Annotated in this window: 19 protein-coding genes and 2 pseudogenes; 1 reads left to right on the top strand and 20 read right to left on the bottom strand. The window is 57.4% G+C overall.

Features of this window, described 5'->3' with window-relative positions; translation table 11 throughout:
- Nucleotides 1-21: 21 nt before the first annotated feature.
- From JQX08_RS20845 to JQX08_RS20760, 18 genes are all read right to left on the bottom strand, one after another.
- The gene (locus tag JQX08_RS20845) at nt 22-1,923 is read right to left on the bottom strand and encodes a beta-ketoacyl synthase (RefSeq protein WP_205350353.1); all 1,902 of its coding nucleotides are present in this window, start codon (nt 1,921-1,923) and stop codon (nt 22-24) included.
- 243 nt (nt 1,924-2,166) lie between these two features.
- A complete protein-coding gene (arcC, locus tag JQX08_RS20840) occupies nt 2,167-3,099 on the bottom strand; it encodes a carbamate kinase (RefSeq protein ID WP_205350352.1) in 933 nt (310 codons plus the stop codon).
- 69 nt (nt 3,100-3,168) lie between these two features.
- Nucleotides 3,169-4,179 carry an ornithine carbamoyltransferase gene (locus JQX08_RS20835; protein ID WP_205350351.1) on the bottom strand — a complete coding sequence of 337 codons (1,011 nt, stop codon included), beginning with the start codon at nt 4,177-4,179 and terminating at the stop codon, nt 3,169-3,171.
- A 99-nt stretch (nt 4,180-4,278) separates the two neighbouring features.
- The gene (gene arcA, locus JQX08_RS20830; RefSeq protein WP_205350350.1) at nt 4,279-5,535 is read right to left on the bottom strand and encodes an arginine deiminase; all 1,257 of its coding nucleotides are present in this window, start codon (nt 5,533-5,535) and stop codon (nt 4,279-4,281) included.
- 20 nt (nt 5,536-5,555) lie between these two features.
- Entirely contained in the window at nt 5,556-6,983 is a 1,428-nt protein-coding gene (gene arcD, locus JQX08_RS20825) for an arginine-ornithine antiporter (protein WP_205350349.1), read from the bottom strand.
- A gap of 897 nt (nt 6,984-7,880) precedes the next feature.
- Nucleotides 7,881-9,290: an FAD/NAD(P)-binding protein gene (locus tag JQX08_RS20820; RefSeq protein WP_205350348.1), complete on the bottom strand. Its 1,410-nt coding sequence runs from the start codon at nt 9,288-9,290 to the stop codon at nt 7,881-7,883.
- The gene (gene cysC, locus JQX08_RS20815) at nt 9,287-9,880 is read right to left on the bottom strand and encodes an adenylyl-sulfate kinase (RefSeq protein WP_205350347.1); all 594 of its coding nucleotides are present in this window, start codon (nt 9,878-9,880) and stop codon (nt 9,287-9,289) included. Before cysC ends, JQX08_RS20820 begins: the two co-directional genes overlap by 4 nt.
- A gap of 203 nt (nt 9,881-10,083) precedes the next feature.
- Nucleotides 10,084-11,388, bottom strand: coding sequence for a glycosyltransferase WbsX family protein (locus tag JQX08_RS20810; protein WP_205350346.1), 1,305 nt, complete (start codon nt 11,386-11,388; stop codon nt 10,084-10,086).
- Between the two features lie 43 nt (nt 11,389-11,431).
- Nucleotides 11,432-12,334 carry a class I SAM-dependent methyltransferase gene (locus tag JQX08_RS20805; RefSeq protein WP_205350345.1) on the bottom strand — a complete coding sequence of 301 codons (903 nt, stop codon included), beginning with the start codon at nt 12,332-12,334 and terminating at the stop codon, nt 11,432-11,434.
- A 13-nt stretch (nt 12,335-12,347) separates the two neighbouring features.
- The gene (locus tag JQX08_RS20800; protein WP_205350344.1) at nt 12,348-13,340 is read right to left on the bottom strand and encodes a DUF4915 domain-containing protein; all 993 of its coding nucleotides are present in this window, start codon (nt 13,338-13,340) and stop codon (nt 12,348-12,350) included.
- A gap of 316 nt (nt 13,341-13,656) precedes the next feature.
- Nucleotides 13,657-14,439, bottom strand: coding sequence for a class I SAM-dependent methyltransferase (locus JQX08_RS20795; RefSeq protein WP_205350343.1), 783 nt, complete (start codon nt 14,437-14,439; stop codon nt 13,657-13,659).
- Between the two features lie 246 nt (nt 14,440-14,685).
- On the bottom strand, nt 14,686-16,032 hold the full coding sequence (locus JQX08_RS20790) for an ABC transporter ATP-binding protein (RefSeq protein WP_205350342.1): 1,347 nt from the start codon (nt 16,030-16,032) through the stop codon (nt 14,686-14,688).
- Nucleotides 16,022-16,840, bottom strand: a complete 819-nt coding sequence (locus JQX08_RS20785; RefSeq protein WP_205350341.1) for an ABC transporter permease — start codon at nt 16,838-16,840, stop codon at nt 16,022-16,024. The genes JQX08_RS20790 and JQX08_RS20785 overlap by 11 nt, the downstream gene beginning before the upstream one ends.
- Nucleotides 16,840-17,385 (bottom strand): dTDP-4-dehydrorhamnose 3,5-epimerase, encoded by a 546-nt coding sequence (gene rfbC / locus JQX08_RS20780; protein ID WP_205350340.1) that lies wholly within the window; start codon nt 17,383-17,385, stop codon nt 16,840-16,842. The genes JQX08_RS20785 and rfbC overlap by 1 nt, the downstream gene beginning before the upstream one ends.
- Nucleotides 17,382-18,266: a glucose-1-phosphate thymidylyltransferase RfbA gene (gene rfbA, locus JQX08_RS20775; RefSeq protein WP_205350339.1), complete on the bottom strand. Its 885-nt coding sequence runs from the start codon at nt 18,264-18,266 to the stop codon at nt 17,382-17,384. The genes rfbC and rfbA overlap by 4 nt, the downstream gene beginning before the upstream one ends.
- Nucleotides 18,263-19,171, bottom strand: coding sequence for a dTDP-4-dehydrorhamnose reductase (gene rfbD / locus JQX08_RS20770; protein WP_205350338.1), 909 nt, complete (start codon nt 19,169-19,171; stop codon nt 18,263-18,265). The genes rfbA and rfbD overlap by 4 nt, the downstream gene beginning before the upstream one ends.
- The gene (gene rfbB / locus JQX08_RS20765) at nt 19,168-20,226 is read right to left on the bottom strand and encodes a dTDP-glucose 4,6-dehydratase (RefSeq protein ID WP_205350337.1); all 1,059 of its coding nucleotides are present in this window, start codon (nt 20,224-20,226) and stop codon (nt 19,168-19,170) included. The genes rfbD and rfbB overlap by 4 nt, the downstream gene beginning before the upstream one ends.
- Nucleotides 20,227-20,231: 5 nt before the next feature.
- Nucleotides 20,232-21,227, bottom strand: a complete 996-nt coding sequence (locus JQX08_RS20760; protein ID WP_239482304.1) for a glycosyltransferase family 2 protein — start codon at nt 21,225-21,227, stop codon at nt 20,232-20,234.
- Between the two features lie 378 nt (nt 21,228-21,605).
- Between JQX08_RS20760 and JQX08_RS22455 the strand changes: the two are divergent.
- Nucleotides 21,606-21,831, top strand: a pseudogene (locus JQX08_RS22455) (helix-turn-helix domain-containing protein); the annotation flags it as partial.
- Between the two features lie 77 nt (nt 21,832-21,908).
- Here the strand turns inward: JQX08_RS22455 and JQX08_RS20755 are convergent.
- Both JQX08_RS20755 and JQX08_RS20750 read right to left on the bottom strand, forming a co-directional pair.
- Nucleotides 21,909-22,337: a LuxR C-terminal-related transcriptional regulator gene (locus JQX08_RS20755; protein WP_239482303.1), complete on the bottom strand. Its 429-nt coding sequence runs from the start codon at nt 22,335-22,337 to the stop codon at nt 21,909-21,911.
- A pseudogene (locus tag JQX08_RS20750) lies at nt 22,334-22,696 on the bottom strand (phage baseplate assembly protein V); the annotation flags it as partial. The pseudogene JQX08_RS20750 and the gene JQX08_RS20755, both read right to left, overlap by 4 nt.
- Nucleotides 22,697-22,803 lie beyond the last annotated feature (107 nt).

Below are 22,803 nucleotides of genomic sequence, written 5' to 3'. Positions count from 1 at the left end.
CGCTGGGCGGGCGCGGCGGCCTCAGTCGAGCATGTCGCTGAAGCGCTCGTCCTTGCGGTACACCAGCGGCTGCTCGAAGCCCGGCACCTTGATGCCGTCGACGCCCAGCTCGATGGCGCGCTCGTCGATCAGGTCATTGCCGAAGTTGTAGATGATGTCGAACTGCCCGTGCAGGGCGCGCGCGTCGTAGGCCTGCGCGGCGGCGCGGGTCGCTTCGCGCTTGGCCTGGTAGCTGGCAAAGGCCGCCTCGCCGTGGCGCTTGCGCAGCATCTTCTCGACCACGCGCGGGGCTAGCAGCACGCCGCTGGCGTTGTTGCCGCCGAAGCCCTTGGAGTTGACGAAGCACACGTCCAGCTCGGCGTGCGGCACATCGTGGGTGCTCAGGCTCAGGTGGTCCTGGAACACGTCGTCGGCCACCGCGTCGATGGTCTTGATGCCCGGCAGGATGCCGTACTTGAACGAGCCCAGCGCGGAGATCACCTGGTCGGCGCTGGCCGCGGCCAGCGAGTGGCCGACGAAGGCCTTCACCGCGGCAACCGGCCAGGCATCGATGCCGAAGGTCGCCGCGACGCGGTCGAGCAGCTCCGATTCGGTGACCCGGTTGGCCGGGGTGCTCGAGCCGTGGGCGTGGATGAAGCTGCGCTGACGCACGCCATCCAGGCCGACCAGCTGTGCGGCGGCGGCCACCGCCTTGGACAGGGTCAGGTAGTTGCCCGGGCCGGGCGCGGAAATCGATTTCTTGAAGCCGTCGGCGTTGATGAACACGTCCGTCACCGCGCCGTGGATGTCGGCGCCCAGCTCCAGGGCCAGTTCGTCGTCCATCAGCACCAGGTACTGGCTGGATTCGGCCAGGGTGAAGCCGCAGTTCTGTCCGAACGGCCGGCTGGCGCGGGTGAAGTCGACGTCGCCGCCACCTTGCACCTGGCGCAGGCCGTCTTCGGTGGCCAGCGCGCTCATGGCGTTGTAGCCGTCGATGACTTCCGGGGTGATCGGTGCCTCGCTGTTGCCGACCAGCACCACGCGGGACTTGCCGCTGGTGATCTGTTCGATGCCTTTCTGCAGGTTGTAGAGGAAGGTCGCGCAGGCGCCGGTGACGCTGCCAGTGGTGCCGACGCTGCCCAGCACATAGGCGTTGATGAAGTCGGCCGGCATGGTGTTGAGGCCGAGCGGGCACTGCTTGGCGGTGACCCGGGTGCCGCGCAGGCGCGACTGCATCATGCCGCCGAAGCCGTTCTCGTCGAGCTGCGCCATGGCGCTGCCGGAGAACACCGCGACTTCGTCGGGAGCGACGTGGGCGACGATGGTCTGCCAGTCGAGACCGGTGGAGCGCAGCGCATCGGTCGCCGCGACAATGGCCAGCTGCAGGCCGCGCGGGTGGAAGCGCGAGTTGTACAGCTCGGCCGGGTCGAAGCCGCTGGGCAGTTGGCCGGCGGACTTCACCGGCAGGGCGCGGTAGCTGTCGACCTTGAAGTCGCAGCTGTCGTGAAGGATGACCTGCACTTGGCCGTCAGCCAGGGTTTCCACCTGCCAGTTGGCCGGCAGCGGCTCCGGCAGCTGCTTGGCCAGGGTGACGAACTGCAGCGGCTGCCCGTTGCTGCTGCTGAGGCTGAGGTTCTTGTGCCAGTGCGCGGCGTCGACGTCGAGGTACTCCTTGCCGATGCGGCGGACCAGGGTCGAGGCGAGAATCTGTGGGGCGTAGTGCTGTTCGATCTGCGCCGGGCTGAGCACCTGGCCTTCGGCGTTCTGCAGCTGGCCGTCGACCAGCTTGACCAATTTGGTCATCACCGCCAGGCCGACCAGGGTCTCCTGACGGGCCTGGGCATCCAGGGTTTCCAGCACAGTACGGCGGAAGCCGTGGTGAAAGGAGCTACGGCCGGCGGCGTTGTAGCCCCCGAACCCAACAATGACCGGCAAACGAGACATCACTACAACTCCTCAGATAGACCGTCGCTCACGCGCAGGGCGCGAGGCGCACAGCACCAGCGTTTGGCCTCTGAACCACGGAAGGCCATGCACGCGGGTCGCGCATGTGACTAGGGTTCGAATGCTTATGCTGACGAGGGTTGTGACTTTCGAGTCACGCTGGGTGCGTGCGGTCACGACGTGCGGACGGCGAAAACGCCAACGCCCGGCACGGGGCCGGGCGTTGGCGAAGGTGACGCGCGATCAGTAGTAGCTGAGGCCCGAGGCGGCGGTCGATACGCGGGTACCGGCCTTGCCCTGGACGATGGCTTCGATATCGGCCAGCGAGCCGATCACCGCGACCTTGCCGGTGGCCTGGGCGAATTCGCTGGCGGCCTGGACTTTCGGACCCATGGAGCCGGCGGCGAAGCCGAGGCGTTCCAGTTCGTCCGGGTGGGCCTGGGCGATGGCTTTCTGGGTCGGCTTGCCCCAGTCGATGAAGGTCGCGCTGACGTCGGTGGCGATCACCAGCAGGTCGGCGTTGAGTTCCTGGGCGAGCAGCGAGGAGCAGAGGTCCTTGTCGATCACCGCCTCGACACCACTGAGCTTCTTGCCGGATTCGTCGTACATGGTCGGGATGCCGCCACCGCCGGCGCAGATCACCACGGTGCCTTTTTCCAGCAGCCACTTAACCGGGCGGATCTCGAAGATGCGCTTGGGTCGCGGGCTGGCCACCACGCGGCGGAACTTGTCGCCGTCCGGCGCGATGCTCCAGCCCTTCTCCTTGGCCAGGGCTTCGGCTTCTTCCTTGGAGTAGACCGGGCCGATCGGCTTGGTCGGATTCTGGAAAGCCGGATCCTTACCATCGACCTCGACCTGGGTGAGGATGGTCGCGAACGGCACTTCGAAGGGCAGCAGATTGCCCATTTCCTGTTCGATCATGTAGCCGATCATGCCCTCGGTTTCCGCGCCCAGCACATCCAGCGGGTAGGGCGTGACCTTGTCGTAGGCGGCGCCCTGCAGCGCCAACAGGCCGACTTGCGGGCCGTTGCCGTGGGCGATCACCAGTTCGTTGCCCGGGGCCACCTTGGCAATCTGTTCGGCGGCGATTTTCACGTTCAGACGCTGGTTGTCCGCGGTCATGGGCTCACCACGCCGCAGCAATGCATTACCGCCCAAAGCGATGACGATACGCATGGTAGGTACCTCCTGAGAAAAAGACCCCGCGCGACGGCCTCGCGGGCACGTCGGGCGGGGTCAGGGCTGTCAGACGTCTGCCAGGGTCGAAACGAGAATGGCCTTGATGGTGTGCATGCGGTTTTCCGCCTGCTCGAAGGCGATACAGGCCGGCGACTCGAACACGTCGTCGGTCACTTCGATACCGTCTTTCAGCTTCGGATACTTGGCGGCAATTTCCTTACCGACCTTGGTCTCGCTGTTGTGGAACGCCGGCAGGCAGTGCATGAACTTCACGCGCGGGTTCTTGGCGGCTTTCATCAGCTTGGCGTTGACCTGATAGGGCATCAGCAGCTTGATGCGCTCGCCCCAGGCTTCCACCGGTTCGCCCATCGAAACCCACACGTCGGTGTGGACGAAGTCCACGCCTTTGACGGCGGCGGCGGGATCTTCGGTGAGGGTGATACGGGCACCGCTGTCCTTGGCGAAGGCTTCGCACTGTTTGACGAAGTCCGCTTCCGGCCACAGCTCTTTCGGTGCGCCGATGCGCACGTCCATGCCGAGCTTGGCGCCGATCAGCAGCAGCGAGTTGCCCATGTTGTTGCGGGCGTCGCCCAGGTAGGCGTAGCTGATGTCGTGCAGCGGCTTGTCGCTGTGCTCACGCATGGTTAGCACGTCGGCGAGCATCTGCGTCGGGTGGTATTCGTCGGTCAGGCCGTTGAACACCGGCACGCCGGCGAAGGCGGCAAGCTCTTCAACGATTTCCTGCTTGAAGCCGCGATATTCGATCGCGTCATACATACGGCCAAGCACGCGGGCGGTGTCCTTCATGCTTTCTTTGTGGCCGATCTGCGAAGAATTGGGGTCGATGTAGGTGACATTGGCGCCTTGGTCGTAGGCGGCCACTTCGAATGCGCAACGGGTACGGGTAGAGGTTTTTTCGAAGATCAGCGCGATGTTCTTGCGCTTCAGGTGTTGCTGCTCGGTACCGGTGTACTTGGCGCGCTTCAGGTCGCGGGACAGGTCGAGCAGGTAACGCAACTCGCGAGTGCTGTGGTGCATCAGGCTGAGCAGGTTGCGGTTGTGCATATTGAAAGCCATGGATCTTCTCCTTGAAAACAGCTGGAAACTGGCTCCGTCAGTACGGCTGATGGCTGGCGGGGCGGGCGGCCCGGGGAGGGGCCGCCTTGGGTGGGATGCTTAGTAGTCGATCGGGTCGCGGATGATAGGGCAGGTCATGCAGTGACCGCCGCCGCGGCCACGGCCGAGCTCGCCGGCGCTGATGGTGACCACTTCCACCCCGGCTTTGCGCAACAGGGTGTTGGTGTAGGTGTTGCGGTCGTAACCGACCACCACGCCGGGTTCCAGGGCAACCACGTTGTTGCCGTCGTCCCACTGCTCGCGCTCGGCCTCGTAGCTGTCGCCGCCGGTTTCAACGACACGCAGCTTGGGCAGGTTGAGCGACTCGGCGACCACGTCGAGGAAGGATTTCTCCTCGCGACGCACGTCGAGCCCGCCTGGGCTGCTTTCATCCGGACGAATGACGAACGGTACGATCTGGTAGGCGACTTCCGGGAAGACGGTGACCAGGTCGCGGTCGCAGAAGCTGAACACGGTATCCAGGTGCATCGCCGCGCGGGATTTGCCGAGACCGGCGACCACCACGCGTTCGGCGGCGCCTTGCTTGAACAGCGCTTGGGCGACTTGGCCGATGGCCTGGTGCGAAGTGCGTTCGCCCATGCCGATCAGTACGGTGCCGTTGCCGATCGGCATGACGTCACCGCCTTCCAGCGTGGCCGCGCCGTGGTCGACGTCCGGGTCGCCGTACCAGACCTTGAAGTCGGCGTTGACGAAGTCCGGGTGGTATTTGTAGATCGCGGTGGTGAGCAGGGTTTCCTGACGACGGGCCGGCCAGTACATCGGGTTGAGGGTCACCCCGCCGTAGATCCAGCAGGTGGTGTCACGGGTGAACTGGGTGTTCGGCAGCGGCGGGAAGATGAAGCTGGATTCGCCGAGGTAGGCATTGAACATCTTCGCCGCTTCGGAGTCCTTGTGCTTGGCGAGGTCGGCGCCGGATACGCCGCCGATCAGGAACTCGGCGATGCGGCGCGGCTCGAGGCCTTCGATGAAGGAACGGACTTCGTTCTGCAGGCCGAGGCCGACGCTGTTGGGGGTGAGCTTGCGATCAAGGATCCACTTCAGGGCTTCCTTGTTCTGCACGGTCTCTTCCAGCAGGTTGTGCATCTCGACCACGTCGACGCCGCGCTCGCGCATCTTGGTCATGAAGTCGAAGTGATCGCGCTTGGCTTGGCTGACCCAGATCACATCATCGAACAGCAGTTCGTCGCAGTTGTTCGGCGTCAGGCGGAGGTGGGCCAGGCCAGGAGAGCAAACCATCACTTTGCGCAGTTTGCCGGCTTCGGAATGGACGCCAAGTTTCACTTTCTCTTTGGACATGAGCGGTTTCTCCTTACAAATTACAGAGTCAGGAAGCCGTCGTAGAGGCCATAGGCAGCAACTACGGCGCCGATCACCACGGCGGCGAACAGCAGCTTCTCGACATTGGTGAAGATGGGCTGGCCGACCTCGCGCTTGGCCTTGGCGAACAGGATCACGCCAGGGGCATAGAGCAGGGCGGAGAGCAGCAGGTACTTGACGCCACCGGCGTACAGCAGCCAGACCGCGTAGATCAGCGCGATGGCGCCGATGATCAAGTCCTTGTTGCGGTCGGCTGCGTCGGTTTCATAGCTCTCGCCGCGCAGTGCCAGAAGGAAGGCGTAAGCAGCCGACCAGAGGTAGGGCACCAGAATCATCGAGGTGGCCAGGTAGATCAGGCTCAGGTAGGTACTGGCACTGAACAGGGTGATGATCAGGAACACCTGTACGCAGGCGTTGGTCAGCCACAGGGCGTTGGCCGGGACGTGGTTGGCGTTTTCCTTGCGCAGGAACTCCGGCATGGTGTGGTCTTTCGCCGCGGCGAACATGATCTCCGCGCACAGCAGCACCCAGGACAGCAGGGCACCGAGCAGGGAAATCACCAGGCCGACGCTGATCAGTATCGCGCCCCAGTGACCGACCACATGCTCGAGCACGGCGGCCATCGACGGGTTCTGCAGCTTGGCCAGCTCCGGCTGAGTCATGATGCCGAGCGACAGCACGTTGACCAGCACCAGCAGCAGCAGCACGGTGATGAAGCCGATGATGGTGGCCTTACCGACGTCGGAGCGTTTTTCCGCCCGCGCCGAGAAGATGCTCGCGCCTTCGATACCGATGAACACCCAGACGGTGACCAGCATCATGTTGCGGACCTGGTTCATCACGCTGCCGAGATCGGGGTTGGATTTACCCCAAATGTCCGCGGTGAAGATGTCCAGCTTGAAGGCGAAGAAGCAGATCAGGATGAACAGCACCAGCGGCACCATCTTCGCGACGGTGGTGATGGTGTTGATGAAGGCCGCTTCCTTGATACCGCGCAGGACCAGGAAGTGCACGGCCCAGAGCAGGATCGACGCACCGATGATCGCCGCTACCGTGTTGCCTTCGCCGAAGATCGGGAAGAAGTAGCCAAGGGTGCTGAACAGCAGGACGAAGTAGCCAACGTTGCCGAGCCAGGCGCTGATCCAGTAACCCCAGGCCGACGAGAAGCCCATGTAGTCGCCGAAACCGGCCTTGGCGTAGGCATAGACCCCGCCGTCGAGGTCAGGCTTGCGGTTGGCCAGGGTCTGGAAGACGAAGGCGAGGGTCAACATCCCGACCGCGGTGATGGCCCAGCCGATGAGCACGGCGCCGACGTCGGCGCTGGCTGCCATGTTCTGGGGAAGGGAGAAAATGCCGCCCCCCACCATCGAACCGACTACCAGCGCGACCAACGCGCCGAGCCGTAGTTTCTGAGCGGATTCTGACATTGCAAACCTCCAATCCAGGGAAGAATTCGGTGTCAATTAGGCGCGGGTATGGGGGAGGGTGTGATGACATGGATCAATAGCCAACTAACAATCCATGTAGCGCTGATCCCTAAATCGCCCGTTCGTCATTGCGGTTTGATGGCAGACGGACCGGTGATCCAGAGCGGTTGATCACGCACGTCCATGCCGTGTAATCAACCGTAGACAACTTTGGGGACTCTGCAAGGAGGGGGAATGGCGGCGGGTTGCTGGTGAAATGGTGGCTTCTTGTCGGGATCTCTAATGATTTCCGCGGCTGTGGCGCAAGCTGTGCAACGGAAGTCAGTTCTGTTCGGGATTGGTCCTGGCCGAATCGGTGAAATTCAGCTTGTTCTTGCGCAACCGTCATGCACGGCCTTGCGCGGAAGGACTGGGCATTCGCTCAGCAGCCGGCGAGGTCGAGGGTCCGGGCCAAGGCTTGGTGCAGGTGCGGGTCGTCATCGATCAGCAGCACCTGGATGCGTTTGTCGATAGGCATATCTAGGCTCGTGAAAAGATGTCTTCGGGAGGTTGCGGAGTGGCGTCGAGGCAGTGCTGCGCAGGCGCAGGGTCAGTAGTAGCTGTTCGGGAGTATCGCTCCGGAGGGGATCAGCATCGTCCCGACCTGACCATCAGGGTGCCGAGCGCTCCGCTAAGTTAAGTGGCGTGGCAAAGTAATAGCTGCACTTGGCCGAGGTGTGCTGCAGTGGTCAGGGGCGCGGCAATGGCGTTTTGCCGGCGTGGAGCGATTCGGAGAGCCCATTTCGCATTCTGAGCCAATGCGGAGAAATGTTGCATTGTTAGTCCATAAGCGATTCGACACTGGAAACCTTGGCGCGGTTACGAGGCCGGCCAGCTGTCGGGAGAGGGAAGGTGTATTTACCGACGACCGGCTGGCGGCTCCTCAGCGTAGTCACGGAAATGTTCTGCCAATCTGATTGCCAGGTTGCGGGCATGCTGTCTCAACTCCGGGACCGCAGTGGCTTCCCAGAAGTCGGCCTTGAGCATTGGCCCGACATAACTCAACCAGGTGGAAGGCACTCCCTCTGCATTTACCACCGCCAACTGTTCATCAACGTGTAAGCCCAGGCCGTATCGATCAGGCTGTATCAGCCCCGCTTCGCGCAACTGGGTGATCAAAGGCTCGTCAACGACCTGTAGATTCGAGTTGGGGCTCGTACAGTTGACAATCTGAGCTACCTGGAGCTGTTCGCTCCCCTGTGTACCGCGTAACCGGATACTGACACGCAAACCCTCTGCAACGGGGGTTATCGTCTGCACTCTTCCAGCCATAACTTTGATGAGGCCATCTGCCATTGCTCTTTCGAAACATTGGTGTGCTTCAGGTGCGACACGGTGGCGATGCACGTCCCAATAGGGCTGGGCATGGCGCAGAAAGCGACGACGCTCTGCGTCCGGCAAGCGTGCCCACAACTGTGTCGTGATGGGGCGCAAGGCTGCGATCAGGTCCCGCCAATCCATACCGTCCATGGCAGCGTATTCGACCTGCTGCCGTATCGCTCGCCAATAGCCGAGAACGGTTGGTTGCCCATTCAACAAGCGTGCGCTGAATTCGGCCGGCGTCGCGAGTACGCTCCGCTGTTCACGATGTGGCAGCGGTAGCAGTCCCCTCCGCGACAACATATGGATGGTTCCGCGATGCCCTCGCTGTATCATCCCCAAGGCAACATCCAGGGCGGTCAGTCCAGTACCAAGTAGCAGAGCCGGCTTGTCCCTGTTTGTCGTGACAGGTGCAGTGCCGGTCCAAGGATCTTGTTGGTAGCGACCCGCTGTCTGCGCCGCGGCAATGTTTGGCGGATCAAGTGGCGCAAAATGTCCGAGGGCCAGCACCACATGGTTGGCATGCAGCTTCTCGCCACTTGTCAGTTCGATAATTACGCCGTCTTCATGGGGTCTTAGGGACAATACCTCTGCAACCATGCGCTGCAGTAATATCTTGTTCCGGCAACGCCGCTCAACATCGTTCAACAGCGAACTCAGATAGTCACCATAAATCTTGCGCGGAATGAACGAAGATGCCGTGATGGACGGAAGTCTCTCTTGGCAGAAAGACAAGAAAGAGTCCGGCTCCTCGGCTAAAGCCGTCATGTTTCCAGCAGGAACGTTCAGCAAGTGCAGTGGGCTGTTGGTACCGTAAGCCAGGCCGCGTGCCATGCTTCCTGAGCGGTTGATCAGGATCACACGAATACCAGGCGGGGCATATCGCAGAAACTGTACAGCGGTGACCGCCCCGCTAAACCCTGTACCGATTATGGCCAGGGTTTTCATTGATGCTCTTCCTCTCCCAAATAGGCGAGAATCCGGCCGACTGCAGTGGGCAAGTCGTCTACCAGGGTGTCGATGCGGATATCCGGGCTGACAGGAGGCTCGTACGCCGAGTCAATCCCGGTGAAGTTCTTGATTAGCCCGGCACGGGCTTTGCTGTACAGCCCCTTAGGATCGCGCCGCTCGCACTCGGCCAGTGGTGTGTCAACAAATACCTCGATGAATCTGTCAGTTCCGATTATCTTGCGGGCCATTGCGCGGTCATGTCGAAACGGGGAAATGAATGCCGTGATTACTATCAGCCCAGCATCCACAAACAAATGAGCCACTTCGGCTGCGCGACGAATATTCTCCTCTCGGTCGGAATCACTGAATCCAAGATCGCGGCACAGCCCCAAGCGTAGATTATCGCCGTCGAGCAGATAAGTATGTCGCTTCCACTTAACAAGAGCTATCTCAAGTGCATTGGCTATCGTCGACTTGCCGGTGCCGCTCAAGCCAGTTAGCCAGATGGCAACAGGCTGCTGATTTTTCAGACTTGCCCTCGTTGTATGGTCAACTGCACCAGGGCTGGAAGATATATTTGATGGCATATTCCGCTGCGTCCTGTGAAGCTCCAGTTTGTGCCAGGGTTAAGAAATGTCTCTGGAGATTTAGGCTGTGACCTGTTATCTAGTTGCTAGAATCAATTCTTCGGGTGGGGTTGGTTGAAGGCTACTTTTTACCAGGTAAGGCTTGGTCGTTAAATCTGAGTATATGATTCAAAGTAGGGAAATTCCACTTCGGCGCTTCGGCTCTAAAGCCCGCGGCGAAGAGTTTTCACGCACAATTGGCGGAAAATCCGTACTAATGGAACCATGGTTCGGTAAAGCCATGGGCGGCGAACAATAATTAATTTGAGGGTTCCCACCATGGAAGATCCATGATAATTGCAGATCTCAACCAGGTCGCGCCAGAAAGCGCGTCGTATATCCTTCGCGGAAGAAGGTAAGCTGGTGTCAGGGAAGCTTTCAAATCTACGGAGCCCTTTTTTAGCATTAAGAGTTGCTTGCAGGAATCCATGTCCAAACCAGCGATCAGGCTCTAGATGGCACCCTTCTGCCCACTCATTCCATGCGTTGATGAAGACCAGTTGATCCTTTTGAGGGGGGCTAGTGGAAATGTCTATTGTTGAGGATAGCCAATGCTCGTAGTTGTCAGGCACTCCGTTCAGAACTACTAGAGCACGCTCTTTGGTACGTGCTGTATTGTCCCAGGAAGGGAAGACAGTCTTGAAGATCCGGGGGCTTTCATACTTTCTGTTGATATAGGAGCTTGCAATGGTTGCGTACTGCAGCACATTCCCTTTGAATGGATTGAAAAAATCAATCTGTTCATTGATGTTGTCTGAGCGCAGGTTGTGCGGTGGGAATTCGACGCCGCTATCAAATCCATACTGCATGTAATTCTCGTTTCCATGCGTCAGCGCTGCGCAAATATGGATCTCGCCAAGTCCAATGCTTCTGCAGTATTCCCGCCATGCGTTTGCAGTTTTCTTGGCGTCTGGTAAATGCTGAGGGCGATAGACGATAAGAAATGGTTGGCCGTCAACTCGAATGTAACGGTCATCTTTGAAGTATGGAATCAGTGACTTTATGAAGTTCAGGTCATCGTCTGGAAGATACTTCTGTGCGATAAGGATTTCATGGTCGGCAGCATCCCAGCGACGTGTCCAGTTTTCATTGGCCCAACACAGGCAGAATGGCATTTCGCTGTCTGGATCAGCCAGCATGTCATCAAGTGGCCGATTCAAAATCCTCTGGCCAGAAAACCAATAATAATGATAGCAAAATCCATCAATGCCATATTGTTTGGCTGTTTTTATCTGGTCGTGCCGGGTTTCTCGTACTCGCAGGTCATAGAAGCCAAAGTCGCTAGGCAGGTGGGGTTGCCGATGCCCTTCAAATAAGGGAGAGGTTTTGGTTACATTTGTCCATTCGGTAAAGCCTTTTCCCCACCACTTGTCGTTCTCTGCAGTGGGGTGAAATTGTGTTAGATAGAAGGCGATTAGCTTGGTTGATTTACCTTCGTTTGCGGTTTTGTCAGTGCTGCGAAAATTCATTGCTCCTATTCCTTAAACTGTGCAGGATCAACTGTAGGGGTTTTTAGAACTTTATCCCGACGACTCCAAAGCTCTTGCGGATGAATTGCTTGAGTTGCGGACTCAAGTGTCTACCGACACGTGCTTTGAGTGTCCGACGTTTCATAGTTTGCTGCCGCAGTGGCGAAAGTAGGACAAGGGAAACGGCGGGCTGCGGGCGTTCCAGTGGGACAGCCTTTACCACCACCTGATAAACATGGGCGTGAGGACTGCTATTGAGTGCGTTCTGAATAGTGCCGGGCAGTGCCGACCAACTGGCAGCAAACTCCGTATCTTGTGGGGGCTTGATCACATAGCGTGCCTCGATCAGTTTCAGGCCAGCGCGTGAGAATAGATCCTCAATGTTCTTCAGACCGAAGAATCGAATATGAGTGCGGTCGAGCAGTCCCCAGTCGCGGTACTGGAAGTCTCCGTTAAAGAGGCAGGAAGCGATAGCAGCATGCCCTACATGGGGTAGAGAGATCACCAGGTATCCTTCGGGATTGAGGAAGTCAACCATGCGCTCCAGTGTAATCCAGGGGTCATACAGATGTTCCAGAACATCGGCGGCGACTACCACATCGAAGCGATCTTCTCCGTTGAGTAGGGTCGGCCATTCAGCGGAGTTGAGATCTGCTTGAAAGATCTTCTGGCAATAGGGAGAAGCTTTCTCTATGGCTTCTGGATCGAGTTCCAGTGCGGTCACCGAACAGTCGTTTTGACTGGACAGCAGTTTGGTGATCGACCCTGGGCCACAGCCAATTTCCAGAACACGTTTACGCTGACCGACCAGTCGCAGTACGTTGGCAGGTGCGGTATCGGATGCGGGATCAACGTCGTATTCGTAGTTATGACGCCTGCCAGCCATGCTGTTCTCCTGGATTTTCAGTAGTTCTTGGGGGTTGCCGAGACAACCGAGTGTGCTCAAGTTCTGCCTACTTCTAGGCGGAGGTGCCGGATGCCGCGGCGATAATGCCCCTGTGGCGGTTGCTCAAGGCATCCACTTCGTCCAATAGCACCTTATAGGCGCACAGGTAGGACTCGTAGCCGTGTCTGTACAACGCAACCAACTCTTCGAGTTTTCTGGTTTCATGCAGCAGATCGCTGTTGAGATTCGATAGTAGCGAATACGAACTCTTCGTGATGCGAATGTCGTAGATTTCTCTGGACGCTACGTTTACAAAACCTTCAATCGCCATACTGGCGCGATTGAGGACAGCGATGCTAGCGCTATCCGCTTGGGGGGCCGTCTGAGTGTTACGCGAGAGGCTTAGGCCTGCGTAAATCTTGGTTGTACCAATCGCTAGCCCTCGGACATAACCGGGTAACTGTATCTTCTTAAGTAACTCTTGGCCGCGGTAGATTCGTAGTTCTTGGTCTTCCGAGCTGCAAAGATAGAGAAGATCTTCTACCACAGTCAGTGAGTGCGGTTGAGACAGTCCACGGATGAAACTGTTGCCGGTTTGTATATCGATGACCTCGCCGATGCCCTGGGTGCCGTTCTTGTATTCACGATGCTTCTGGAATCTGCCAAATATTGAAGCAAGTAACTTTCCTTGATACCAGGTTGTGCTGTTCAAGTGGGCAGAATCATTTTCGCCGGGAAGCCCCCATTGGGATATCTGCTTAAGATCCTTGTTAAGGCATAGCACGCTGTTTGTTTCGGTGGCTGCGAGATAAGTATTTTCTTCCTTGCAGAATACGTCATGCAGATCAAGTGCTGCATTCGTCAGGGTTATTTCTTTTGTGAGGCCGTTATGGATATGCTTTAAGGTATTGCCGCCATTGTCTTGGAAAGCATATAGCAGTGTGTGATCGTTTAAGCAGATGCCGGTGATGGGTCTATTGATTATTCTAACCTGGGAGTGCTGATCAATCAGTATCAGGCCTCCATCTTGGCCAGGGCTACTTACCAGCAGTGTGTCTGTGATCATTGTTTATCCTGCGATTATATATCTAGGCTTCTACTTCTACTTCTACTTCTACTTCTACTTCTACTTCTACTTCTACTTGTGTCTATGGCATGCCATGTGGTATCTGGTTGAACTAAGTAATTCCCCAGTTGGTGAAGCTGTTGGAGTGCTCATGGGGGCAATAATATTTAGCCTTCTGCGGGCCATATCTCCATGAATAGCCACATTGGAGTGGGCGCAGGGTTGAGTGGATGTCCATGCGATCAAGGCGCCAGCGGCTTTCTGCGCGTGCAGAAAGCTCGCTGGAAATATGTCCTTTCGCGCGTAAGCCATAATTTTACGTAAGTAAGGTGACTTTTTTCCCGCGGTTTAGATAGGCTTCCGAGATGTTAAATGTTTCATTTCTATCCATTTGCCTGCCGTAACCTTTCTTTATGATTGCATAGGCTGGAAATAGCTGAATTGAGGCTACAAGATCAGGCCTTGATGCCAGAAGCATGGTGAGTTCGAAGATGAGGTTCGTCAGGGGAGGGTCGCCTTCCCATGGGCCGCCGTTGTCTTGCCATTGTGCTCCCTCCCAGTGAGCCCAGCCCCAGTCTTCAATAATGTAATATCCACCGGGAGCAAGATGAGGGAAGAGAATATTAAATGATTCTCTGGTTTGTTTTAGAAAATGACTTGCGTCATCCACAATGAGGTCGAATTGTTCTTGGCCTAGTTCGCGGGCAAGGATTGATTCGATTTTAATTCGGTCGGATTGGTCAGTGTTGTAATAGGTTTTTATATTCTCTTCTAGAGCGTTAATTTTTATGTAGCTCTCAAGGGCTGGGGCTGGGTCTGGGCTGAGTTCGATTGCTATTATTTTCTGGGGGTCAAATAGTTTGTGATAAAAAGCAACGCTGCCGCCCTTGTATATCCCTATGTCGCAAATTCTTGTGGTTGGTCTGTCGAACGGTATTTCTAAAAGTGCCTCCAGCATGTTGCGTGCTTTTCCAATAATGAAAGAGTTTTGGTCGCGAGAGGTGCCGGAGTATAGCTTTTCGCCAAATTCTACTTGGAATTCCACATCGTCAATGCTGCAGCTGTTATCATTTTTCCATTTTATCTTATTCTTTATCATGCGATTTCCATCCATTTTAGAGGTGGCTTTCGGATTGTGCTTTTAACTATATTTCCAGGTTTGTCTGTTTGCTCTTTGCTCGAGGTTTGTTTTTCTGGTGATGTTTTAGGTGTCATGTCGGGTGGCGTGCGCAGCCATTGTGTTCGGTGTGATTCAAATGTATCTGGCCGTGCTGGAGGCGCGCAGGGAGGCTTGGGAGGGGAGGCCTCAAACTGGTGTCCTCCAGAGCTAATAATGCTCTCAATGTTATTCCTCTATTGATAGCACAGCAGGAGAAGCTGTCAGGTTGCAATAGCCAAATGCGTTCTGTGGGCCGCTGCTCTGTACTCTGAACATTATTGCGTCAAGAATTCTATGGGCGCAGGAGGCACTGTTTTCTGACCAAACTCCTCCGCCAACAAAATAAGTTCCGGGGAGCAGGTTCATGTTGAACGAGAACTCTACTCTAAAGCGTTTTCCAGCCTGTGAGCGGTCTATGTACTTTCCGTCTTCAGGGTGTCGTTGGCCTGATATTACTGCGCCGGAGATCGAGCGAATATGAATACCAAAGAACAGCCTTTCCAGATCCTCACTAAAATCTCCTTCTGAAACGATCCGGTATTTCTTCATGGGCTCAAGGATATTAACGGCGTCACCGTTGCAGTCATGTATTGCAATACGCTTAATCCTTGCGCCTTGCTCAGGATAAATAGTAGTTGTTTCTGGGGTCAGATTTGGATCGTAGTGGTTAAGAACAGCGGTCTCTTTGGACGCCTCTTGGAAACTATCGGTTGGGCTGGTGGGAGAGGATGGCGCAGAGTCGTAGAGTGGATCGTTTCTCTTATATTTTTCTAAGAGTGCAGCTTGCTCAGCTTCTGGGGCGTAAATGAGTCTTTGATATGATCGAACTATCTGCAAGGGAGAAGCGTTCATGATGAGCTCTCCATGATCAATTAAAAGGGCATGGTCGCAGAGTTCGATTATTTGTGTCTCAGAGTGGGAGACAAATAATATTGAGGTTCCTCGATTTTTGAGCTCTTCAAGGCGAGAGAAACACTTCCGTTGAAATTTTTCGTCGCCTACGGCAAGTGCTTCGTCGACGATAAGTATGTCTGGCTCAATCATGGCCTGGACAGAGAATGCCAATCTCACTAGCATGCCGCTGGAGTAGGTCTTTGTTGGTTGATCAATAAAATCTCCTATTTCCGAGAATTTTACGATCTCGCTGAAACATTCGTCGACCTCGTGCCTATCGAGGCCCAATACAGCAGCATTCAGGTATACATTCTCTCGGCCTGTGAACTCTGGGTTGAACCCTGAGCCCAGCTCTAGCAATGCTGCTATTCTCCCTTGAGTTTCAATGCTTCCGCTGGTTTGGTTCAGGGTTCCACAAATCATTTGAAGCAACGTGGATTTTCCACTCCCATTGCGCCCCACGATTCCTACTGTTTCACCTTTTTTTATTTCAAATGATACATCGCGAACCGCCCAGAACTCGCGAAAGTACTGCTTGTGTCCCCGCATCAGCATCTGCATCAGGCGGTCTCGCGGTTTGTCGTAAATTTGGTAGCACTTGCTGAGGTTTGCTACCCGGATGGCAAGCTCAGAGGACATCTGCGAATCCTTTTCTTGTTCTCTGGAACCAAGCGAACCCTGCCCAGGCAGTCATTGCAGCCGCCAGGGTATAGAGAGCAAGGGCGGCATAGTTCGGGAATTTTCCCCAAAGTAAGATATCTCTGGCTTGCTCTATTACCAGCGTCAAGGGGTTCATGTAGAGATACTTTTGATACTCATCAGGCAGAGCAGCTGCGGGATAGAAAATTGGCGAAATAAACATCATGGTCGAGGTGATGATGCCAATAAATTGTGCGACATCACGAAGATACACGCCCAGTGAAGCTAGAATCCAAGAGAGGCCCATTACCATCAGTACCAGAGGGGTGATTATCACCGGTAGCAGAGCAATGCTGGAGTGAGGGGGGCCGAACAATATGATGTAGGCAATAAGCCAAACGGTAAGGCTAATAAGTGCGTGAAATAGAGATACGCCAACTGACACCCAAGGTAATATTTCCAGAGGGAAAACGACTTTCTTGACATAATTTGCGTTAGATAAAATTAGTCCGGGAGCTCGGTTTACGCATTCTGCGAATAGGTTGAAGATCATCAGGCCGCAGAACAGGACTAGGGCAAACTCAGTTTTCGAGTCCCCCCCTGCGCTCCAGCGTGCTTTGAACACATAGCTGAAGACAAAGGTATAGACGGTGAGCATAAAGATCGGATTGAAGAATGACCAAAGAATGCCTAGAAGTGAGCCACGATAACGGCCGACCACTTCACGCTGGATCAGGGTCTTGATCAGGCTGCGATTACACCAAAGGCTAGCAACCATTGCCTTGGGTGATACGGGGAATTCTTGCATCAGACGAAAACCTCGGCCTGGTCCAGAGGGAGCCCAAGAGCGTCCTTGCAGGACAGTGTAGGGGGCGCGTTGGTTGGCCACTTTATGCCGAGAGTCGGATCGTTCCAGATGAGGCAGCGTTCATGTATGGGGGAGTAATAAGCGGTGGTTTTGTAGAGAAACTCTGCGCTGTCGCTTAGTACTAGGAAGCCGTGAGCAAAACCTTCTGGGACCCAGAGTTGCTTCTTGTTTTCCGCAGTCAAGAGTTCGCCAACCCACTTTCCAAAGGTTGGAGAGCTCTTCCGAATATCTACTGCGACGTCGAATACTTTGCCTGTTACTACCCGGACCAATTTTCCTTGGGGGTTACTGATCTGGTAGTGAAGCCCACGTAATACGCCTCTTATTGAGCGGGAGTGATTGTCCTGCACAAATGTCGCTGGGCGACCGATGATCTCTTCGAACTGACAGTGATTGAAACTCTCAAAAAAGAATCCTCTCTCGTCACCAAAAACTCTGGGCTCTATCAGTACGACATCGGGAATGGCGAGGTGAGTGGCTTTCATCGGTACACGGTCTCGGCCAGTAGGCGTTGTAGGTATTGGCCATAACCGTTCTTGGTCAGCGGTGTGGCGAGCGCTTCGAGTTGCTCGGGGCTGATCCATTTCTGACGGAAGGCGATTTCTTCAGGGCAGGCAACTTTCAGGCCTTGGCGGTTTTCCAGGGTGGCGATAAAAGCGCTGGCCTCAAGCAGTGAGTCATGGGTGCCAGTGTCCAGCCAGGCGTAGCCGCGACCCATGATCTCCACGGAAAGCTGACCCATTTCCAGATAAGCGCGGTTCACGTCGGTGATTTCCAATTCGCCGCGCGCAGAAGGCCGGAGGCTCTTGGCAATGTCGACCACCTGCTGGTCGTAGAAGTAAAGGCCGGTTACAGCATAGTTGGACTTGGGGTGCTTGGGCTTTTCTTCCAGGCTGATGGCCTTGCCGCCTTCGTCGAACTCCACCACGCCGTAACGTTCCGGGTCTTGTACGTGGTAGGCGAACACGCTGGCACCGGCTTCTCGGTCCATGGCGTGGTACAGCAGGTCTTGCAGGTCGTGGCCGTGGTAGATGTTGTCGCCCAGTACCAGGGCGCTGAGGTCGTTGCCGATGAACGACTCGCCGATCAGGAAGGCCTGCGCCAGACCGTCCGGGGATGACTGGACCGCATATTGAAGGTTGAGCCCCCACTGACTGCCGTCGCCCAGCAACTGCTCGAAGCGAGGAGTATCTTGTGGGGTGGAGATGATCAGGATGTCGCGGATGCCTGCCAGCATCAGGGTGCTGAGCGGGTAGTAGATCATCGGTTTGTCGTAGATTGGCAGGAGCTGTTTGGAGATCGCCAGTGTCGCCGGATGCAGGCGGGTGCCGGAGCCGCCGGCGAGGATGATTCCCTTGCGCTTCATACTGCCTCCATTTCGATCAGTTCTCTGATCATGCGCTGGGCGTGGTATTCCCATTGTGGTAGAGCCACGGCAAAGGTGCGTTGCAATTTGCGGTTGGTCAGTCGGGAGTTTGCCGGGCGCTTGGCCGGTAGCGGGTAATCGCGGGTGGTGATCGGGTGGATGCGCTCGGGGCTGGTTTTCAGCGCGCAGCCCAGGCGCTGCGCCTCGCCGATGACGAAGCGGGCGTAGTTGTGCCAACTGGTTTCGCCGCTGGCCACCAGGTGATAGGTGCCGCTGGCGTGCTCGGCAAGGGATGCGTCGTGCTGCAGCCGGTACAGCGCAAGTGCCGTGACGTCGGCGATCAGTTCGGCGCTGGTCGGGGCGCCGATCTGGTCGGCGACTACGCTCAGCTCCTCGCGCTCCCTGGCCAGGCGCAGCATGGTCTTGGCGAAGTTGCCGCCACGGGTGGCATAGACCCAGCTGGTGCGGAAGATCAGGTGCCGGCAGCTGCTTTCGCGGATTGCCAGTTCACCTTCCAGTTTGGTCTGGCCGTAGACACCGAGTGGGCCGGTGGCGGCGTCTTCATCGAAGGGGCTGCTGCCGCTACCGTCGAACACGTAATCGGTGGAGTAGTGCACCAGCCAGGCCTCCAGCTCTCTTGCGGCGGAAGCCAGTACGGCAACCGCCTCGGCGTTCACTCGGCGAGCGCTGTCAACATCGCTCTCGGCCTTGTCCACGGCGGTATAGGCACCAGCGTTGACGATCACATCCGGCCGTTCGCGATTCACCAGCGCTGCCAGTCCTTGAAGGTCTGCCAGGTTTCCGCGTTGCCGGTCGCAGATGACCAGCTCGCCCAGAGGCGCCAGGGAGCGCTGCAGTTCCCAGCCGACCTGGCCGTTGGCGCCGAGCAGAAGAATCTTGTTCATGCGTAGTGCTTTCCTACCCATTCCCGGTATGCGTCGCTGGTGACGTTGGTTACCCAGTCCTGGTTGTCCAGGTACCAGCGCACGGTCTTGCGGATGCCGGTCTCGAAGGTCTCTGCCGGCTTCCAGTTCAGCTCGCGTTCCAGCCGCGTGGCGTCCATGGCGTAGCGGCGATCGTGACCGGGACGATCCTTAACAAGGGTGATCTGTTCGCGATAGCTGTGTCCGTCTTCTCTGGCCTTTTCCTGATCGAGAATGTCGCAAAGAGTATGGACCACATCGAGGTTGGCCTTTTCGTTCCAGCCGCCGACGTTGTATGTCTCGCCCAGCTGGCCGGCTTCCAGTACCCGGCGGATGGCGCTGCAGTGGTCCTTCACATACAGCCAGTCGCGGATCTGCTGGCCATCGCCGTAGATCGGCAGCGGCTTGCCGGCCAGGGCGTTGTGAATGACCAGTGGGATCAGCTTCTCCGGGAAGTGGTACGGCCCGTAGTTGTTCGAGCAGTTGGTGGTCAGCACCGGTAGCCCGTAGGTGTGGTGATAGGCGCGCACCAAGTGGTCGGAGGCGGCCTTGGAGGCCGAGTAGGGGCTGTTCGGCTCGTACTTGTTGGTTTCCCTGAAGGCGGGATCATTCGGGCCGAGGGAGCCGTAGACTTCGTCGGTGGAAATGTGCAGGAAGCGGAATGCTGCTGCGTCTGCTTCCGATAGGGAGTTCCAGTATGCGCGTACCGCTTCGAGCAGGCGGAAGGTGCCGACGATGTTGGTCTGGATGAAGTCTTCCGGGCCATGGATGGAGCGGTCGACGTGGGATTCCGCGGCGAAGTTCAGGATTGCGCGGGGGCGATACTCTTTGAGCAGCCGATCGACAAGCTCGCCATCACCGATGTCGCCATGCACGAAGGTGTGGCGTTCGTCGTTGTCCAGGCTGGCGAGATTCTGCAGGTTGCCGGCATAGGTCAGCTTGTCCAGGCTGATCACCGGTTCGTCATTGATGGCCAGCCAGTCGAGCACGAAATTGGCGCCGATGAAGCCGGCACTGCCGGTCACGAGAATCGTCATGGGGTTCAGATCCTTTGAAGAAGAGTGGCGGCGGCAAGGCCAAGATTGCCGGTCAGCGTTTGCCGATAGACGCCGGAGCGTTGCAACAGCAGTGCCCGTTGCGGCAGCGAGGCATGCCGGGCCTGCTCGAAGAGTTCCAGGGTGGTCTGGTTGTCGCGGGTCAGCAGGTTGCGGAGCGGGGCGAGGGCGTGGAGGTTGGCATCGTTCCACTCGCGGAAGGTGCCGGCGAACATTTGGCCGAGGCGCTTGAGCCGGTCGTTGAGGCTGGAGTTCGAGCCCATCAGGTTGCGCTCATGTTGCCGGTAGCGGATGGTCGGTTCGGGATTGTAGAAAACCTGGCCACCGCAACCGGACACCAGGATGTACGTCCACCAGTCGTGGGAAATGATGCGCGCAGTGCGGTCGGTGCCCTGCAGCAGGGCACGCGTCGCCTGGTTGAATAGCATGGTGTTGCCGCCGGCAATGCTCTGCACTAGGGCATTCCTGAAGCTGGGGGCTTCGCTGAACAGGGGGGAAAGCCCCAGTGGCTGTCCTTGCGCATCGACCAGTTGCGTGCGGGAGCAGTACAAGGCGGGTTGCTCGTCTGGGATGTTGCGCATCCACGCGATACCCAGGGCGAGGCGATCCGGCTGCCACAAGTCGTCCTGGTCGCAGAAAGCATAGTACTGGGCCTGGAACTCTTGACGCTGGAGCGTTCCCAGGAAGTTGGCTGCAAACCCCTGGCGCGGGCCCTCGAAGAGGGTCAGTCGGTGCCCGCCCAGTTGATGCTGGTAGTGCCGGAGGATCTCCAGCGTGGCATCCCCTGAGCCGTCGTCGGAGGCATAGATCTGCCAATTCGTGTGGGTCTGCGCGACCAGGGAATCGAGTTGCTCGGCCAGGTACGCGGCGCCGTTGTAGGTCGAGAGCAGAATCGCGACCTTTTCTGTCTGGGTTGCCGTCCTCGGCTGATCATCCAGTAACAGGGAATGCTTCATCTGAAAGCCCATGCTGGTTTCATCCATGTCATGCGGGTGTTTCGAACATCAGAGCGCAGTGATAAGGGCGACCAAGGCGGGCGAAACATGACTGCGTATCAGAGAGCCAACATAGTTCAGGGAGAGCACCAAGTAAATCAACGACTTGGGGTCATGGGCGAACCCCATGGGTTCCCTTGGAGGGGGACTTTATGACCGACCATGATGCGAGGATTAAGTTCCGGTAGGTATGTAATTGTGAATATCGGTTGAAACTCAGTGAGTTAGTTTTATTAATAGAAGCGCTGGTCGCATTGGTCAAATTTTTGGCTTTGGCTGCAGGGCACCAGTGTCAACCGATGGGTGGCGTTGTTAGCGGGGTGATCAGTCGTCTCCTAGCGATCAGGGCGTTATTCATGGGCCCGAATGGATTCCCTAATTACCGCCGCTGCCCACGCCTTGGCCGCCGGTGACGCGCTCCGCGCGCTGAGTCTCGTGGCGCTGCGCGAGGATGCGCCGGGCTTGGCGATGCGTGGGATTGCCATGGTGCAGATCGGCGAGTTTGCGCGGGGAAGGGGGGCGCCGGGAGGTGCGGGCGTTTAGGGTTCGGGCGGGGCTAGCGCGGGCGCGCTCTGTGGTGACGGAGATAGAGTAATAGCCCTGATTCTAGGCTCGGTGATGCACTACCCGCTCGATCCCGCCGCGGTTTGCTCGACGCTACCTGTCGGTCTAATCCAGCAGCCCCCTGCTGCGGGCGATGGCAAGCGCTCCCGTTCGGCCTTGAGCACCGAGCTTGGTGTTGATCTTGCGCAGGTGCGATTTCACCGTGAGTTCGGACAGGAACATCTTTTCCGCGATTTCGCGATTGCGATAGCCGAGGGCAAGTAACCGCAGTACCTGCAGCTCGCGGGTGGTGACGGTGTGGGCCTGGTCGCCACGACCTTCTTGGGTCGACGTTGGGCGCGGCACCATGTGTTCCTGCAGTCTGGCGAGGAACTCCGCTTGAATGCCGAAGCCTGCTTCCTGGCCGTGCAGGGTGCCGTATTCGCGGCGCATGACGCGGCTGCCGATGGTCGTGGTGAGGATGTCCGCAATCGACTGCGACAGGTGCGCGCTGCTGGTGAGGGTGCGCCCGGTCTTGGCGCTCATGCCGATCATGCTGGCACCCCCGTCTGGGCGCCGCCGACCTGCACGCCGCTGTGCTTGTGGCCGATCAGGCTGACGGAGCCCGGGCCGGCGACGACGTCTTGGCTGACGGTGACTTTGCCGGTGACCTGCTGATTGCCTTCCTGGGTGTAGTCGCCCTGGTGATTGATCGGCCCAACGATGTTGATGCCGCCGGTGCTGGTCAGGAGGGTTACGCCGCCCTCGGGCAGTACGGCGCGGAGCACATGCGCGACGAAGTCGTACTCGACGACCGCCCCATCCGGGTAGGTCCTGCGGTGCAGGCCTTCGCGGTCGCCGTTGGCCGGGGTGGCGTCACTGAACAGGCCAGCCAGGGCGACACCCTGGGCGAGCATGAGTATTCGCATGAAAACCGTCAGGCATTCGCACTAACCGACATCATTCAGTCGCATGCAAAATCGACAGGCTTTCGCATGGTTCGCCACTAGGATCTGGGGCT

Source organism: Zestomonas insulae (genome assembly GCF_016901015.1).
In the GTDB taxonomy this organism is placed as follows: domain Bacteria; phylum Pseudomonadota; class Gammaproteobacteria; order Pseudomonadales; family Pseudomonadaceae; genus Aquipseudomonas; species Aquipseudomonas insulae.
The sequence above is the reverse complement of the archived record's forward strand: the minus strand, read 5'-3'. Positions and strand labels throughout refer to the sequence as shown.